Annotated in this window: 17 protein-coding genes, 1 tRNA gene and 3 pseudogenes; 15 read left to right on the top strand and 6 right to left on the bottom strand. The window is 60.4% G+C overall.

Features of this window, described 5'->3' with window-relative positions:
- Together EOA75_RS15600 and EOA75_RS15595 are read left to right on the top strand one after the other, a co-directional pair.
- Positions 1-192 (top strand): annotated as a pseudogene (locus EOA75_RS15600) (manganese catalase family protein); the annotation flags it as partial.
- 135 nt (positions 193-327) lie between these two features.
- Positions 328-957 (top strand): annotated as a pseudogene (locus EOA75_RS15595) (MBL fold metallo-hydrolase); the annotation flags it as partial.
- 149 nt (positions 958-1,106) lie between these two features.
- Here the strand turns inward: EOA75_RS15595 and EOA75_RS15590 are convergent.
- Positions 1,107-1,310: a hypothetical protein gene (locus EOA75_RS15590; protein WP_245322467.1), complete on the bottom strand. Its 204-nt coding sequence runs from the start codon at positions 1,308-1,310 to the stop codon at positions 1,107-1,109.
- A 472-nt stretch (positions 1,311-1,782) separates the two neighbouring features.
- Here EOA75_RS15590 and EOA75_RS15585 point away from each other — a divergent pair, with 472 nt between their 5' ends.
- The gene (locus EOA75_RS15585) at positions 1,783-2,535 is read left to right on the top strand and encodes a Crp/Fnr family transcriptional regulator (RefSeq protein ID WP_164746644.1); all 753 of its coding nucleotides are present in this window, start codon (positions 1,783-1,785) and stop codon (positions 2,533-2,535) included.
- Positions 2,536-2,684: 149 nt separating this feature from the next.
- On the opposite strand, the gene EOA75_RS15580 is transcribed toward EOA75_RS15585, so the two are convergent.
- Positions 2,685-3,872, bottom strand: a complete 1,188-nt coding sequence (locus EOA75_RS15580; RefSeq protein ID WP_095825930.1) for an NADH-quinone oxidoreductase subunit D — start codon at positions 3,870-3,872, stop codon at positions 2,685-2,687.
- A gap of 558 nt (positions 3,873-4,430) precedes the next feature.
- Between EOA75_RS15580 and EOA75_RS15575 the strand changes: the two genes are divergently transcribed.
- From EOA75_RS15575 to EOA75_RS34055, 6 genes and pseudogenes are all read left to right on the top strand, one after another.
- Positions 4,431-4,682 (top strand): hypothetical protein, encoded by a 252-nt coding sequence (locus EOA75_RS15575; protein ID WP_127239591.1) that lies wholly within the window; start codon positions 4,431-4,433, stop codon positions 4,680-4,682.
- A gap of 921 nt (positions 4,683-5,603) precedes the next feature.
- Positions 5,604-6,174: pseudogene (locus tag EOA75_RS15570) on the top strand (SOS response-associated peptidase family protein).
- A 771-nt stretch (positions 6,175-6,945) separates the two neighbouring features.
- Positions 6,946-7,455, top strand: coding sequence for a DUF892 family protein (locus tag EOA75_RS15565; protein WP_095802953.1), 510 nt, complete (start codon positions 6,946-6,948; stop codon positions 7,453-7,455).
- A 130-nt stretch (positions 7,456-7,585) separates the two neighbouring features.
- A complete protein-coding gene (locus EOA75_RS15560) occupies positions 7,586-7,768 on the top strand; it encodes a hypothetical protein (RefSeq protein WP_245456843.1) in 183 nt (60 codons plus the stop codon).
- Between the two features lie 103 nt (positions 7,769-7,871).
- The gene (locus tag EOA75_RS35610) at positions 7,872-7,997 is read left to right on the top strand and encodes a hypothetical protein (RefSeq protein ID WP_280951803.1); all 126 of its coding nucleotides are present in this window, start codon (positions 7,872-7,874) and stop codon (positions 7,995-7,997) included.
- A gap of 104 nt (positions 7,998-8,101) precedes the next feature.
- On the top strand, positions 8,102-8,275 hold the full coding sequence (locus EOA75_RS34055) for a hypothetical protein (RefSeq protein WP_164746643.1): 174 nt from the start codon (positions 8,102-8,104) through the stop codon (positions 8,273-8,275).
- Positions 8,276-8,660: 385 nt separating this feature from the next.
- Here EOA75_RS34055 and EOA75_RS34050 read toward each other — a convergent pair whose 3' ends face one another.
- Positions 8,661-8,819 carry a hypothetical protein gene (locus EOA75_RS34050; protein ID WP_164747403.1) on the bottom strand — a complete coding sequence of 53 codons (159 nt, stop codon included), beginning with the start codon at positions 8,817-8,819 and terminating at the stop codon, positions 8,661-8,663.
- A gap of 240 nt (positions 8,820-9,059) precedes the next feature.
- On the opposite strand from EOA75_RS34050, the gene EOA75_RS15555 reads away from it, so the two are divergent.
- Together EOA75_RS15555 and EOA75_RS15550 are read left to right on the top strand one after the other, a co-directional pair.
- Complete coding sequence (locus EOA75_RS15555) at positions 9,060-9,461, top strand: hypothetical protein (RefSeq protein WP_127324606.1); 402 nt, start codon at positions 9,060-9,062, stop codon at positions 9,459-9,461.
- Positions 9,458-9,676: a hypothetical protein gene (locus EOA75_RS15550; RefSeq protein WP_095802949.1), complete on the top strand. Its 219-nt coding sequence runs from the start codon at positions 9,458-9,460 to the stop codon at positions 9,674-9,676. The genes EOA75_RS15555 and EOA75_RS15550 overlap by 4 nt, the downstream gene beginning before the upstream one ends.
- Before the next feature lie 714 nt (positions 9,677-10,390).
- Here the strand turns inward: EOA75_RS15550 and EOA75_RS15540 are convergent.
- Both EOA75_RS15540 and EOA75_RS15535 read right to left on the bottom strand, forming a co-directional pair.
- Positions 10,391-10,585, bottom strand: a complete 195-nt coding sequence (locus EOA75_RS15540; RefSeq protein ID WP_095802948.1) for a hypothetical protein — start codon at positions 10,583-10,585, stop codon at positions 10,391-10,393.
- Positions 10,586-10,865: 280 nt separating this feature from the next.
- Positions 10,866-11,093, bottom strand: a complete 228-nt coding sequence (locus tag EOA75_RS15535; protein WP_095802947.1) for a polymerase — start codon at positions 11,091-11,093, stop codon at positions 10,866-10,868.
- A gap of 425 nt (positions 11,094-11,518) precedes the next feature.
- Between EOA75_RS15535 and EOA75_RS34045 the strand changes: the two genes are divergently transcribed.
- From EOA75_RS34045 to EOA75_RS15515, 4 genes are all read left to right on the top strand, one after another.
- Positions 11,519-11,695 carry a hypothetical protein gene (locus tag EOA75_RS34045; RefSeq protein WP_164747402.1) on the top strand — a complete coding sequence of 59 codons (177 nt, stop codon included), beginning with the start codon at positions 11,519-11,521 and terminating at the stop codon, positions 11,693-11,695.
- Between the two features lie 110 nt (positions 11,696-11,805).
- The gene (locus EOA75_RS15530; protein ID WP_245466644.1) at positions 11,806-12,012 is read left to right on the top strand and encodes a hypothetical protein; all 207 of its coding nucleotides are present in this window, start codon (positions 11,806-11,808) and stop codon (positions 12,010-12,012) included.
- 536 nt (positions 12,013-12,548) lie between these two features.
- Positions 12,549-12,623 (top strand) — tRNA-Thr (locus tag EOA75_RS15520).
- 180 nt (positions 12,624-12,803) lie between these two features.
- Positions 12,804-14,279, top strand: coding sequence for an NAD-dependent succinate-semialdehyde dehydrogenase (locus tag EOA75_RS15515; protein ID WP_164747401.1), 1,476 nt, complete (start codon positions 12,804-12,806; stop codon positions 14,277-14,279).
- 65 nt (positions 14,280-14,344) lie between these two features.
- On the opposite strand, the gene EOA75_RS15510 is transcribed toward EOA75_RS15515, so the two are convergent.
- Complete coding sequence (locus tag EOA75_RS15510; RefSeq protein ID WP_245322566.1) at positions 14,345-15,091, bottom strand: GGDEF domain-containing protein; 747 nt, start codon at positions 15,089-15,091, stop codon at positions 14,345-14,347.
- Positions 15,092-15,349: the final 258 nt, after the last annotated feature.

The following is a 15,349-nucleotide window of genomic DNA, read 5'->3' as shown; positions in this document are numbered from 1 at the left end:
GCCAAGGACAAGAAGGTCGCGGCCAATCTGGCGGAGCGGACGCTCTCGGACCCGGCTTCCGATCCGATGACCGGCGCCGATCTTGGAGCAGGACCGGGGGCGGGCCGCACCAAGAACGGTGACATGGGCGGCGCCGCCAACATCCAGGAGGCGCCGGCGCAGGCAGCGGCCGCTACTCGCAAAACCAGGTAGTCTCTGCAGGTTTGGGCGCCCTCAAGACAGTATTCGCGTGCGCAAAGCGAAACTACCTGTCGCGACCGAACACGGCGGTTCCCTGCGCCGTCGGGGCGACGACTCTGAGACAAAGTGACAAGGCAACGCGGCCTAATGACAATTCAAATACCCCTCTCCAAGATCGATCGCGCCGGACGTGAGGACCGCGGCGATGGGGCCTGGAGTATCGCGCCCGATCTTGCCTACCTTCGCCTTTCGATCGTGAATGCGGTGTTCTTTGGTATGCCCGGCCCCGCGACTCCAGTTGGGTGCTGATTGATACCGGTCTGCCAACCTCTCGAGGCGCCATTGTCGCGGTCGCGGAGGCGCGTTTCGGCAAAAACGCCTGACCGGCGGCAATCCTCCTGACGCATGGTCACTTCGACACGTGGGAACGGTCGTTGAACTGTCGCGGATGTGGGGGGCTCCGGTCTATGCGCACACGCTCGAACATCCCTATCTGAACGGAACAGCGTCCTACCCCCGCCTGACCCGCGGGCGGGCGGAGGTCTGATGGCGTTGCTCTCACCGCTTTTCCCATGCGGGCCGGTCGATCTCGGGGACCGTTTGAACGCGCTCCCTGACGATGGCTCGGTTCCGGGAATGCCAGATTGGCAGTGGCTCCACACTCCAGGGCACGCGCCGGGACATATTTCCCTTTGGCGCAAGACGGACCGCTCACTGATCGTAGGTGATGCGTTCATCACAACCGGGCAGGAGTCCGCCTATGAGGTAGCGACGCAGCAGCGAGTCCGCAACCGCGAAAAATGGTAGGGTTTATCGCGAGCGATAGAAAACCTGTCCGTCGGAGCGGGCAACAATTGTTGTACAGCACTGTCCTTCGAGTATTCGCGCTGTCGGCTGAAAGGATGCGTCGCCAGGTGGTGCTCGCGCTACCGTCCTAACGGCTTGTGAGACAGCTCAATCAACTGCCGCTCATCGGTGACGCCGGCCATGTAGCTGGCAATTATCCGCAAAGCGCGGCGCTCTCGCTCCGCGGCAGTTTCCTTTGCCACCGAACCGCGCTCGAGAATCTGGCAAAGAAATTCAACATCGACAGGTGTGAACGCGCCTTTCGCCAGTCTTGCTGAAGCCATGGCCTTCTCCTCCTCCCAAGCGGGCCGCCCGACCACGCCGGGCAGGCGGTGCCTTCGACACGACGGCACCTTGGAAGCAGAGGGGCCGCCGGGCTCCGAACCTGCGATCCTAAAAGCTGTTCCTTCGTTATCAGCAAAAATCATTCCAAGAGGTCGGACTCGGCCATGGCGTTGGGCCACGTTGGGGGCCACAGAACATGCACTATTTTCTTCGGAGCCCGAACCATTGACACATGTGTAAGGGCCTATCGCAACGCAGTTTGCTGACTCTATCGTCCCTCGCGATCCGACGACCATCGACCCACACCCCCGGCCCGTTGGGCGGTCGTCTTTTCGGGCTGGGAAGCCGACACAAAGGCGTCAACGGACCAGACTCCATCGGCGGCCCAGGGTCTTGAGGCGCAATAAACTTGGGGAACAAAGAGCCATGCTCACGCACGGGAACATTGGGGCCCGATAGAGGTTGGGGCTTATGTCGATCAGCTCAGTGTTGCCAGCTTCTTGCTCTGACCTGATTATTCGCAAGCTCCAGATCATCTCTGATCTTGCCTCAGCCGATATTGCTACTTTGAGAGATATCGCGGTTCAGGAGCGCGACTACCGGGCAGGAGACGATATCGTGCGCGAGGGCGACCGACCCTCTCATTCCTTCGCTGTTCTGGACGGCCTGGTGTCATCTGCGAAGTTCACCGGCGAGGGGAAGCGGCAGATCACATCGATCTTTGTTCCGGGAGACCTCCCGGATCTCCACGGAATTCATCTTTCGGTTATGGATTGCACCTTCGCGCCACTAACGCCGGCCCGAGTGGGGTTCATGCGCCACGATGCGCTGCGTGCCATCTGCACCAAACACCCGTCCATCGCCAACGTGTTCTGGCGCTCAACGCTGATCGATGCAGCGATTTATAGAGAGTGGGTCACCAATGTCGGAAGGCGGGAGGCCTATGTTCGCATGGCTCACCTCCTGTGTGAGCTCATCGTCCGTCTCCATGCAGTCGGCCAAATTCAGGACCACGTGGCGGAATTTCCGGTCAGCCAGGCCGTGCTTGGCGACGCACTGGGTCTGTCCACCGTTCACGTCAACCGAGTGCTTCAGGAACTTCGCCGCGATGGCCTGATATCCACCTCGGGCTCAAGGCTCAAAGTTGTCGACTGGAATGAACTCGTGCGTGCAGGGGACTTTTACACCACCTACCTGCACGAAAAGAACGTGACGCCGCTATGAGTCCCCGCGAGGGGATTGACCGAGGTGCTAAGCATCTCGAGAGCATGGTGATCTTTGCGACGGAGAGCTGCCTCGAGGGGCTTATGGATTCGGTAGTCTACCTGGTTTCCCGTGAGAGCGCGGGCAACTTGACCGGCCGACCTTGGGGGCTAACGATCTACGTCCCCCAGTACTATGTCCAGAGAGCCCAGGATGGCGGTAACGTCAGCCAGCATATGGCCGCGGCAAAGCAGATCCATAGCCTGAAGATGCGCGAAGCTCGGGGCTCTCAGCTTGCACCGGTAAGGTTTGTTAGTCCCGTCAGATACCAGGTAGACGCCGAACTCTCCTTTCGGAGCTTCCACAGCAGCATACACTTCTCCGGTCGGGACCCGAAATCCCTCGGTGTAGAGCTTGAAATGGTGTATCAGCGCCTCCATCGACCGCTTCATGGCCGCACGTTTCGGCGGCACGATCTTACCGTCCGCGTTGGAAACCGGACCCGGCCCTTCTTTAGCCAGCAGATCCACGCACTGGCGCATTATCCTCGCTGACTGACGCATCTCCTCCATGCGCACGAGGTATCGATCGTAGCAGTCGCCGTTCTTACCAATCGGAATATCGAAATCCATTTCGGAATAGCACTCGTAGGGCTGGGCCTTGCGCAGGTCCCAAGCAGCACCGGAGCCACGCACCATTACCCCGGAGAACCCCCAACCCCAAGCATCCGATTCCGAAATCTGCCCGATATCCACGTTGCGGAGCTTGAAGATCCGATTGTCCGTCAGCAGCCTGTCTAGGTCATCCACTGATTTCAGAAACGGATCGATCCACTTGCCGATATCCGAGATAAGCTCGTCGGGCAGATCCTGGTGTACGCCGCCTGGTCGGAAAAAAGCTGCATGCATCCGTGAGCCGCTTGCGCGCTCATAGAAGACCATCAGCTTCTCGCGCTCGATGAAGCCCCAGAGCGGCGGCGTAAGCGCCCCGACATCCATGGCTTGGGTGGTGACGTTGAGCAGATGCGAAAGGATGCGCGAAATTTCGCTATACAGGACCCGGATCAGTTGCCCACGCCTCGGCACCGTCAAACCCGTGAGCTTCTCGATCGCCAGACACCAGGCATGTTCCTGGTTCATCGGCGCCACGTAGTCGAGCCGGTCGAAATACGGCAGGGCCTGCAGGTAGGTCTTCGTCTCAATCAGCTTTTCGGTGCCACGATGAAGCAGTCCGATATGCGGATCAACCCGGTCGACTACTTCGCCGTCGAGCTCCAGCACTAGCCGCAGCACACCGTGAGCGGCCGGGTGCTGAGGGCCGAAATTGATATTGAAGCTTCGGACGGAATTCTCTGCCAAGCGGCCGTTCCTCAGCGCGGGAACGCACCCAACTGGGAGGCGAACCGGATGTTCCACCCACGCATTGCGTCACGAAGCAAATTCCGACTGCATTGCATTGTGCACGCGTTCCTCCTGCAATTGGTTGTGTGCCGGCTATAGACGCGGGGGCGAGCGGGAACAAATAGGCTGTCACTTGGTTCCGGCTGCACGCAAACAAGGACTGCCCATGGACAGAGCGTCCCACATCAGCGAAGAAGCCGGCACGTCGCGTGCCGCTCCCGACCTTAGTCGGCTGCTGTTCGAACCAAACCTACGAGTCCATGGCCTGATAGACCAGACCGTCGTTTCGAATGCCTGAAAGCGGTTCGTGACGGCGGGAATGATCTGTACGTTGAAATTGATACGCCTGACGGCGACGCAGATGGCGCCCGACGAATTGCCCTAGAGATCAAGCTGTTCCTGAAACACTCTGGCCGCAACGGCTTCGTCCTTGGCAAGAACACGGTCTATTCTGCCGGGATCACCGTCCTCGCAGCTTTCCCGAAGAGTTCCCGGTTTTTATGTCCGCGGGCAGTCTTGCTGGTCCACGAACGTCGGCTCGAAAAGGAACTGGTCCTGAATGGGCCAATCCGCAGTTGCCTCCAGATCGTCCGGGAACAACTTGCCTTGCTGCAGACTGCTGAGCGGCTCGAAAACGAAGGCTTTGAGGATCTTGTGGAGGGTTCGAAGATATCTCTGGAGCAGCTTCGTGATCACGCCTTAAACAACTGCTACCTGATGGCCGAAAGAGCGTTGGAGTTGGGTCTTGTTGCGGACATCGCCCGATAGAATTAGGCCTCTGAACGGACTTGTCCGGCTTTGCCTTTGCCGGCCGAATAAAAACGGACGACGGCCATGACTGATAACGCAGACTTGGTAGCGCGAAGCGGCGGATGCCTTTGCGGTGCCGTGAGTGACGTTGTCACCGGCGAGCCCTTGTACGTCGGTTTGTGCCATTGCCAGGGACTGCAAGCGAACCAGCGGCACCGCGTACAGCGTGTTTGCTTCGCCTAGCTCAAGCCGATCGCGATACGCCCGCAACTTAGACGCGGCGAATAGGTTCTCAAGCCTTCTCTAGGATAGCGGGTTCGGTCTCGCGGCGCGCGTTGCCAGGCGAGGCGCCGTTTGGGGATCTGTGCTGCATTCCCCGGAGCCCGTTCGGCCTCCCAGGCGAGCGGGCTCTTGCCGTCCGGGGTTGGCAAGGAGAACCAGCAAACGGGACGGCTGAATCCTGCTATGATCCGCCTGCAATCCCGCCGCGAAACCCCGTTGGAAATGGCGCAGCGCCACGTTCGGTAGCGCACGGAACGCGTAGCGCGCCAGCGGGCGTTGATCGCCAGAATGGAAGTGCGTGGCCAACCCATAGGTGAAGCCGAACACCTGTTGCGGGAGTTTGAGGCGGCCCAACGCCAACACACCGAACACCTGAGGCGTCTCCGCGATAGCTAGCCGCCGTATGGAACCTTTCGCCCGGATCCGGATTCACGGCCAGAGGGACCCTCCATGGCCGAGAGCAAGAAAGAGCGCGACGAACGCATTCAGGCGGTGAAGGGATTTTCGAGTGCGGTTTCTCATGCGCGAAACCGGTATCACCGAGGCCCAGGCGCGCGAGCTCATCGACCTGATCGGCAACGACGCGAACTCTCGACTTCGAGAGGCGCGTCTTCTGGCGAGAAAGATAGACGCGCGACAACGCTAAGGCTCAAACCCATGTGCAACGACTACGAGCAGCATATCGCTTGGGCCGAATACTGCCGCATCATGGAGTCGCTCGCCTTGCAGATCTCCAGCCATCAGAGTGAACTTGACCTGCCGCAAGCTGACATCCGCATCAACGACCCGGCTCCGGTAATGCGCGCTGCCGGCGATGCAATCGAGCTAGCCTCGATGACATTCGGCTTCCCGCCCTCCGGTCCAAAGGGCGGGCCGGTGTTCAATTTTCGGTCGGAGGGGCGACAGTTCGCAAACAGCAGGCGCTGTCTTGTGCCGGTATCGGCCTTCTTCGAGTTCACCGGAACGAAGTACCCGAAGGCGAAGCACCGGTTCACGTCGACGGCGCCCCGTTCATGGCGATCGCGGGGCTCTGGCGCGAAGCGGCCGGCAACAAGCCGCCCACCTTCACCATGCTGACGACGGATCCCAGTCCCGACATTGCGCCCGTCAGCTCGTGGTCCTTGAGCCGGAGAACTGGTCCGCCTGGCTCAACCTGACGGAATCGGAGGGCGATCTGTTGCGACCGCTTCCAGCCGGGTCTTTGTCAGTTGAGACGGTTCGAGAGTGAAGAGGCTGAACAGCCCGGCTGGTCATGCATCATGGCATGACTCCCCCAAGCACGAACATTTCCAGCATGCGGCATCGTCGGCCAGTGTCATCAATCCGACAACGTCGAGGTTGCGAGCTGGTCCTTCCCAGCTCGGGCTCACTTGAGCGAATTTGTAGACTGTCCAGTCGGCTTGGTTGTCACGCGGATCCACAGCACATTCCTGGCGCCAATCATGAACCGCCCGACCCGTGACCGCAATAGCTGCTTTCGACGGTGTTTCTGCAACCGCAACTTAGTGGGATGTGACCACGTGACCGGACATTACTTCAACCATGTAGCTCTGCATGCAGCACTCGCTCCAACAGGACTTTCCAACTTGGCGCGGCCGGCCTTCTTCCGAACTGGCGGAATCCGGCGGCCGATGCATACTGTCGCGGAACTTGAAAACTTCGGCCGCCATCATTTTTGGCGGGCCCGCGTCATGTGCCTGCGTCCATAGGTTACGGGGGGAGTGCCTCAATTACGCTCCCCGTCCTACAGTGAACCGTCACTCTCGATACGGCACGTGGGTGCCCGGATCGTGATTGTACTGAGGCTCGCCGCCAGTGACTACCGGTTGGCAAAGCCCTCAGGGCGTTATGCTGGTGCCGGCGATGATCTCAGATCTCACTTCGGGGAGGTGCAGGACGAAGGGGCAAAACGGGTTCTAGCTCAATTAGGCACCTAACGTCTTTCGAGGAACAAATCGCATCAGCAGAGGTTCGGCTCGACCAACTACGGAGAAGAGCAATGTCTGAGTCGCGCGAATGGCTGATCCAATGGCTGAGGGATGCCCACGCCATGGAAGAACAAGCCGAAACGATGCTATCCGGCCAATTGAACCGGATCGAGAGCTACCCCGAACTCAGCGATAGAATCCGCATCCACCTGGAAGAGACAAGGGAACAGGCCAAGCGGTTGAAGACCTGCCTGGACGGCCTTGACGAGGGCTCTTCCATGCTGAAGGACGCAGGCGGCAAGCTGACCGCGACGGCGCAGTCGCTCAGCGGCGTATTTGCTGGCGACGAGGTCATGAAGGGGTCCCTGGCCAGCTACACCTTCGAGCACATGGAAATCGCATCTTACACCATCCTCATCGCCGCCGCGAATGCAGAGGGCGAAGCCGAGATCGCCCGCGTCTGTGAGCAGAATCTGCGGGAAGAGGAAGCGATGGCTGAGTGGTTGAAGAGCAACCTGTCACAAGTTACGGAAAAATTCCTAACGCGGGCAGAAGCCGATCGCGACAGTGCGAAACGCTGAGTGGACGGCGGTCAGGGACGCGAAAGCTGTTCGACCGCCAGCATCGAGCACAATCGGCATCCGACCGGGAGCTCGAGAAGGAACCTAAGCTGCTATGAGCACGCGTGGGAAAAATTTCCTCGATAAATGGATGGCGGAGCATGTGCCAAATGCGACGACCGACGATCCGCTCGCAATCATCTATCTGTCCGACGCGGCCATGGAAGCTGCAGGGCGCGAAGGCATCTCGCCCGAGGAGATTGAGGATGTCGGTAGCCTGTTGAGGGTGATCCTTACAGCCATGCAACACCGGAGGGGCGGTTTGGCCGACTGAGACCAAGAGGTGCCCGAGAACTGCGATCGGCATCAGAGATCTGCCGGCGCTCCGATCGGTTCGGCCCTGACGCTCCCGCACGGAGTAGGATCTGCAGCTGAAGATGAAACGCACGATGTGCGGCGGCAAGCCGATCACGCTGACCTATTCGCCCGACACCAGCCCGAAAGACCCTCCCCGCAAAGGACGTAGCCGGCCACCAAAAATGGAACCGCCGGACTTCTCCTGACCCTCAAATTTGAATGCGGGCTGGTCTGGCGCAGATCACGATAGGGTATGCCGCATTATCGGTTCGAAGTCGTTTGGAATGGGGAGAGCCTTGGAGACGCCTGGGTGGACCTGGCCACCATCAGCGATGCGCGGAAGGAAGCGCTAAGGGCGCTACACGACATTGCGGGCGAGGAAACGGTGGTCGCCGAGCAGGACCGCAGGCTAGTCGTGTCGGTACAGGACGAAGCTGGCTTGAGTGTCTATTCCGCAACTCTGACGCTGTCGCAGTCGCACTGATGTCTCTCAGAGCAGCAAGTGACGTTTCGCAGCGGTCAATCCAATCTAATCGACTCGTGCCCGACTTTTTCGGGGTGTATTGTCTTGCGGGTGTGGCGTCTCGGGGTAGAGGGTGAACGAATGTGTGAGAGCCTTCATAGTGCTGTCCCGCTCAGGAACGTGGGCATGCTGGCGTACGGCATAATTGAGCCTGCCGAAATCAACATTCTAGCGAAGGCAGTGAGCGACTACTGCTCAAGTCACAAGATCGAAAGCGTTGATGAGCGCGAGAACGTCGCGCTCAAGGTGATGAGCCTTTTCGGACGCGGGATAACCGATGCTGACCAGCTGTTGGAAGAACTTGAGAAGAACCTAAAGCGAGCCCGCAATGCGACGCCGGGAGAGCCTACTGGAAAAGGCAGAGCGCCACGTCCGCGAGGGCGAGGCGATAATCGCTCGCCAGCGTGAACTCATCGACAAGCTGGCGCGAGACGGTCACCCGATAGACGAGGCGCAAGAATTCTTGCGCAAGTTCATGCGGGTGCAGGCCGAGCACGTCGCCCACTGGGAGCGCTTGCTGGAAGAGACCTGGACGCGCTCTTCGAGCCCGCCGCGGGCCTACGAATGAACGTGGCAGGCTTCGGCCCGTCGCCACTCGGAGAGAGGGCTAAGGTCTTTTGGTATTTCGTGGGAACAGAACCGACATCGTGTATGTTAACCATTATCGTCGGCAACTACCAAAGGACGCCGGCGGCTGAGAGACAGCGACCTAGCGCTCCCGTCTGCATCAAGACCGGAGCGAGTCATGTCCGACCATTCCGTCAAGTATTTTTCACGCGCGCGCCTATCCGCGGATGACGTTAGGCTGATTGCTGAAGCGAGGAAGGCGATTGACCGCTCCCAGCAGAGATTGCGGGACACCAGGCCATTGACCGACCCCCACCGGCTAAGCCCGCATCTGACCCGGAACTTTGTGTCCATCGCCGAGACGGGGCACGAATGGCGCGTCATTGTCGAGGAGGCCGGTATAGGCACCGTCATTCGTTCCTTCAGGCATCGCCTGCCGGCCTTCAACTTTGCCCAATGTCAGGTGATGCGGCTTGGTCTCGACAAGATCAGCTCGGTCCACGGTGTCAGCGATGCGTCTTGCATTGCTGTTGGTCCCGAGGGGAACGTCAGGCCTGTCCCCCGCCGTTCCAGCTCATGACGCTCGCTGATGACATTGAGATGGTGCGAGGGCACGTCAGGCTCGGCAGACGGCACCTTGCCCTGCAGCGGGAACGGATAGCCAAACTACAACGCCTCGAACTGCCAGCTGCCAAGGCGATTGAATTCCTCGAACTCGTTGAAAGCATGCAGGAGCTTCACGAACTGCACTTGTCGCGCTTGCTGGAAAAGGCAGCGGGGCACGATGCAGCCTAGATATCGGGGGCCCGGCCTGCGAGGGTATCGAGGGGACCATGGGCGCACAGGCCGAGCCTTTGCCCGAGGGGCAAGTCTGGATTGTACGCCACCGTTCGGCGACCGACATCAGAACTTTAGGCGTAACTAATAAAAAGCCCGCCGCAGCCAATGAGCGTAAGCGACGGGCTTTTTAGGTTGCCACTGAGACGGCTGCATTCCCGAAGGAACCGACCGCCTTCTCGTTAATCACTGACCCGTGAATTCGTTCCACAATGGACCGTTCTGTGAGATAGTCGCAGATGCCGCGCTGAAGGGGCGGCGCTTATGTCGTTGTCGCGTAGCAGTCGCGTCTACGGGCCTGCTGATCTGGACATGCTCCAGCGGGTGTTTAACCGGTTGTGCGACGAGCGACGCCTAGCAAGGAAAGACCGGGAACAGCGGGACCATCTGGCTAAGGAAGTCCTCCAAGCTTTTGATGACGGCATCACCGATGAGATGGACCTATGGAGCGCGCTTTCGAAAAGACGGAGAGCGTAGCGGGGGGCATGTCAGGCGCTGAAAAGGCGGCGCATAATGCGTATCTGCCCCGGCTCGTAACGGGGTAAGAGGCCGGGCCTGTCCCGCTCAAGTCGTCCCCCGACTTTCCCCGCACGCAGGCCGGGCCGCCTCACCTTCACCTGCGTAAACTGCAAAACGGAGCGGCTCGCAGGGTCAACAGCCGGTTACAACAGGTCACTTGAACGCGTATCTGTTAACAACCCCGTCTGCCTCATTCGTGACCCGGATCCAGCGCTGTTCGTCACCGCGGAAATTGGTGACCTCACTGCTGGTGGCCGTTTCCGCTGCCACCCATGGAGTATTGGCGTTGATGGTATGACTAGTCACAACGCTGTCCCCATCCATCTCTTCTACCCGATAGACCTTCATGTGCGACCTTTGCTCTATTCATCCCGTATCTGAACAGAGATCGAGGAAGGTTGTTCCTACGCGCAATGGCTAGCTCCCCAGCAACTGGTCTCTGTCGTCGGCGGCTGAGCTTAGAACGGCGCGAACCGCCAGCAGCTGATCCGCTCGTCCTTTACGAACTGCACTTGTCGCGCTTGCGCGCAGCAATGCAGCGTCGCACGGAGAGCGTAGCAGCGAAAGGTGTATCAGATCTCTGACACGGCGGCGCGGGCTTCTCCCGAGGCTGCGCTCGCCAGGGGCGCTAATCAGGCCTTGGCTCTACCAGGCCGGCATCGACGTGATCGGGTAAACGTGGGTGGGTGGGCCTCGCGACTGATGCGGTTGTCATCGCGTCCGGCGGCAGAAGGATGACCATCTTCGCCTCTTGATCGGGCCAGAGAGGCTTTCCTGCCAGCACGAACACGGTGGCGACAAGGCACGTCAGGAGGATGGCGGCGCAGAGGTTGGCAATCATCTCGCCGAGTTGCACGACGCTTTCTCCCGGCAATGAAACACCCGCCGGCTCGCAGGTCGCGGCGGGTGGTCGTCACAACAACAACTGACTGACGATGAAGGGACGTTAGCTCGCCAGTCCCAACCCCAATGAGATACCCGGCTATATGTTTCACGACTAGGACGAATGCAGTTGGATCTAAGACTTCAGTCGCAGTTGCGAGCCGGGCGGCAAATCGGACACTCTTCGACCGCGTCGGGAGCACACCCAAGCCACCTACCGGCGTGCAGCCCGGCTTGCCAAAAAAGGAGCCGAACCTACTCCCGCCACCCAAGGCAAGCCGGGCACCGCTGCTTGTTTATCACACCTGGGTAGGAGCGCGCCTTGGGGTCGCCCCGCCTACCGTCCAGCTGGCATCTCTATGCCGCGGGCGGGCACCGACTTTCGACAGCGGCGAACCTATGGAAAATGGCAAAAAAGAACGGGTAGATTGTGATAGCCCAGAGCGTCAATTTCGGGTGCGCTTTCTCGTTAGGGAAACGGGCATCAGCGAAGCGGAAGCGCATGACCTGATTGACCGGGTCGGCTACGAAGTTGCCTCGCTTCTTCGTGAGGCGCGGTATATCAAGGGCCATTAGGCCGAAGCGCAGCGGGAGGTCGGTTCCTGCGTTTAGCAGTCGCTATCTTCGCAACCTATATCGCCTCAGTGGGTAACGGCTGGACGCTGCAAGAGCTGATCGACGCGCGCATGTCCGTCACAGCGGGCTGCCTCGACTGCCACCGGCATCAGCGGCTCGATTTGTCAGCGCTCCGCGGCCGCTTCGGCCCCGATGCGCCCGCCATGGAATGGGATCTGCGGCCGAAGATGAAATGCGCGGTCTGCGGCGGCAAGCGTATCACGCTGACATATTCGCCAGACACCCGCCCGAAAGACCTTCACCGCAAGAAAGCGTAGGGTGTTTCAGGGCGCGCGTTTCGTCTGCCGCCGCCGCCACATCCTATTGTCCGTCTGTCGATCATCGTTCGGGATTTCGGAGCGAGGTAGCAACGGCCCTTCGGGGTCAAAAACAGTTCCCGCATCCTCCAAGGCCTGGCGGATAGCGGCAACATGGCGTGCATTCGGGTTCCTCGACCCGTTCTCAAAATCGACCATCGATTTGCGCCCTACAATTCGGGGTGGGCCAATCCTGGAAACTGCATCCGTTCGCCACAGGGACAGGGCAAGGACGCGCGCGAAGCCCTTCGCAGGTAGTGAGTGAAGGGCGGGGTGCGAGAAACCTGTGTACGGGGCTCTATTCCAATTCGCATCCAGACTGGCAACGATCTGGCAACAAAAACGGTGTAGCTCTCGGCCGACCGGTGTAGGCTGGGGCATGTGCCGAGCCCGTTTGTAACCACACTGGCAACATCGAGCCAAAACGGCGCAGGGTGTTAAAGGCGGCCGCAACGCCTTGCAATTCAAGGCGGCAGCGGCTATTGAGGCGCGCGTCGGCTGCGGTAGCTCAGTGGTAGAGCACTCCCTTGGTAAGGGAGAGGTCGAGAGTTCAATCCTCTCTCGCAGCACCAGCCCGCTTTCGGGGCACCTCCTCTCCCTTGGTCGAGCTCTCATTCCTGCCGATGGTTCGAGGAAGCCAGTTGTCACAGGTGGGTCTACCGCCGTCCTTCCCAGGCCCTATGACAGGCGCAGACGTGCGGAATACATCTTGACCTTCTCAAATGTCAGCTCGTTGAAGGAGGAGACCGGTATTGCCCCTATGCCTGCCGATCATGCGCCACCTGAAATCGCCTGACCTGTTCGGCGCGATCGACCGTGTGCCGGCGCTTGGCACGCCGGTTGGCGGGAGCACGTTCGAGGTCTTCAATCCATCGACGGGCGAATTGCTGGCGGAACTTCCCGACATGGGGTTTGCGGAGACGCGCGCCGCGATCGACAAGGCCTATGCCGCACAGGCCGAATGGGCGGGGCTGACCGCCCGGGAGCGCAGCGAATTGCTGTGGCAGTGGCATCAACTGATCGTCACCCACACCGACGATCTCGCGGCGATCCTCACCGCGGAGATGGGCAAGCCGCTCGCCGAAGCCAGATCGGAAGTCTCGCATGCGGCGGCGTATCTGCAATGGTATGCCGAGGAGGCCAATCGCATCTATGGCGAGACGATCTCGGCACCGTCGACGGACCGCCGCATGCTGGTGATCAAGCAGCCGATCGGCGTCGTCGGCACGATCACACCATGGAACTTTCCCGCATCGATGGTGGCGCGCAAGATCTCACCGGCGCTGGCGGCGGGCTGCGCCATTGTGCTTAAGCCTGCCGAACAGACGCCGCTTGTCGCAGGCGCCATGTTCGCGCTCGCCGCCGAGGCCGGCTTTCCCGATGGTGTCGTGAATCTCATCTATGCCTCGGAGGGTGCCGCGGTGGGGCGCGAGCTCTGCCACAATCCCAAAGTGCGCAAGATCAGTTTTACCGGCTCGACCGAGGTCGGACGCCTGCTCATGCGCCAGTGCTCGGACCAGATCAAGAAGGTCAGTCTCGAGCTGGGCGGCAATGCGCCTTTCATCGTCTTCGACGACGCCGACATCGATGCCGCCGTGGACGGGGCGGTCCAGGCGAAGTTCCGCAATGCCGGCCAGACTTGCGTTTCGGCGAACCGACTTTACGTCCAGTCGGACGTTCACGATGAGTTCGTCGACAAATTCGTCCGGCGGGTCGGCGAGCTTCAGGTCGGTGACGGTTTCGATCCCGGCGTCGCCATCGGCCCGCTGATCGACAGGCGGGCGCTCGCCAAGATCGAATCCCACATCGCCGATGCCGTGGCAAAGGGCGGCGCGATCCGGTGCGGCGGGGGCCGGATTGCCAGAGACGGCACGTTTTTCCAGCCGACGGTCCTTACCGACGTCTCCAGCGCGATGACGGTGGCGCAGGAGGAGACATTCGGGCCGTTGGCCCCCGTCATCCGTTTCGAGGATGCCGATCAGGTCGTGTGTGAGGCCAACGACACGATCTACGGACTAGCCGCCTATTTCTATGCGTCCAACCTGAAGCGCGTCTGGCGCGTGGCGGAGGCCCTGGAATACGGCATGGTGGGCATCAACACCGGGCGCATGTCCTCGGAAGCGGCACCCTTCGGTGGCGTCAAGCAGTCCGGCATCGGACGGGAGGGGTCCCGCCACGGCCTCGAGGACTACCTTGAGATGAAATATCTCTGCATGGGCGGCATCTGAGACGCAGGGATTTGAACCGCAGCTCCCGCCAGGTTGTCGGCGGGGTTGGCCGCTGGTCGCGCCGCTCAGTTGTTGAAATGGGACAGGTGAAAGCCGGTCTCGTCCTGCAACTCGGACAATCCTTCCTCGGCCGAGCGGAACATGTCTTCGAAAGCCAATTCATGTTCGAAGACGACGCCGCCGACGCGGATGGCGAGCACGTCCTTGTCGCCTTTCGGCGCGAAATAGATCTGCCCGACCGCTTCCCGGACGCGCTTGCCGACCTCTTTGGCGTCCTCCTCGGTCGCGCCCGCGAGGAAAACACCGAACATCGCCGTTCCGATGCGGCCGATCAGATCCTCCTTGCGCACCGAGGACCTGATGGCGGTGGCGATCAGCCGCAAGGCTTCGTCGCCCCATTCGAGGCCGAAGCGCAAATTGATCGCCGAAAGATGCTCCGGATGGATGACGAGAAAAGCGCCGGAGCGCGGCCCGGCCGGTCTGGCGGCTCGCCTGTCGACCATCGACGTGAACACGGCCCCGTTGAGGCAGCCGGTCAGATGGTCGTAGGTGCCGGATCTGGTGAGCTCCTGCCGGTAACGGCGGATCTCGACCTCTCTCCAGCCGAGTAAGGCAAAAAGCGGCAGACCGATGATAATGGGCAGAAGGGCGGCCGTGATGACGCTGCGGCCGAACGGCGTCAACGCGTCGCTGAGCAGCAGCAGATAGTTGAGGCCGAGCGACAGGCCGACGCAGCCCGCGGTGCCCAGCAGGGTCAGCCAGACGACATGCTTCCAGGCCTCTGCCGGCGCGGTCTCGGTTTTTATACTCACTGGCCAATCTCCTGTTGGACGCATTGGCATAAAGGCGGTGTGTTACGATTTCCGTTTCAGCCTGGCCTACAATTTGAAGGAAATCAGTGTCTTTCTCCCTGGATGGCGCCAGCGGCTGCGGCCCGCTTCTCGCTTCGATCTGATTCGTCGCTGAAACGGGTCAGCGTTTGGTAGGATCGCCGAGCTGCTTTAGCCATTCCGTTTTTACGCAATCCCGCAGGCAAGGCCGTTGCGCGCCTTTCCGGGTATGCCCTATTG

Origin of the sequence: Mesorhizobium sp. M1A.F.Ca.IN.022.07.1.1 (assembly GCF_003997575.1) — a bacterium.
Lineage (GTDB): Bacteria > Pseudomonadota > Alphaproteobacteria > Rhizobiales > Rhizobiaceae > Mesorhizobium.
This window is presented reverse-complemented; position numbering and strand designations above follow the sequence as displayed.

Excerpts from the sequence above, each read along its gene's own strand:
- EOA75_RS15590 (WP_245322467.1), bottom strand. The coding sequence starts at position 1,310 with ATGGCTTCAGCAAGACTGGCGAAAGGCGCGTTCACACCTGTCGATGTT.
- EOA75_RS15585 (WP_164746644.1), top strand. The coding sequence starts at position 1,783 with ATGTCGATCAGCTCAGTGTTGCCAGCTTCTTGCTCTGACCTGATTATT.
- EOA75_RS15565 (WP_095802953.1), top strand. The coding sequence starts at position 6,946 with ATGTCTGAGTCGCGCGAATGGCTGATCCAATGGCTGAGGGATGCCCAC.
- EOA75_RS15560 (WP_245456843.1), top strand. The coding sequence starts at position 7,586 with ATGGCGGAGCATGTGCCAAATGCGACGACCGACGATCCGCTCGCAATC.
- EOA75_RS35610 (WP_280951803.1), top strand. The coding sequence starts at position 7,872 with ATGAAACGCACGATGTGCGGCGGCAAGCCGATCACGCTGACCTATTCG.
- EOA75_RS15555 (WP_127324606.1), top strand. The coding sequence starts at position 9,060 with ATGTCCGACCATTCCGTCAAGTATTTTTCACGCGCGCGCCTATCCGCG.
- EOA75_RS15550 (WP_095802949.1), top strand. The coding sequence starts at position 9,458 with ATGACGCTCGCTGATGACATTGAGATGGTGCGAGGGCACGTCAGGCTC.
- EOA75_RS15540 (WP_095802948.1), bottom strand. The coding sequence starts at position 10,585 with ATGAAGGTCTATCGGGTAGAAGAGATGGATGGGGACAGCGTTGTGACT.
- EOA75_RS34045 (WP_164747402.1), top strand. The coding sequence starts at position 11,519 with ATGGAAAATGGCAAAAAAGAACGGGTAGATTGTGATAGCCCAGAGCGT.
- EOA75_RS15530 (WP_245466644.1), top strand. The coding sequence starts at position 11,806 with ATGTCCGTCACAGCGGGCTGCCTCGACTGCCACCGGCATCAGCGGCTC.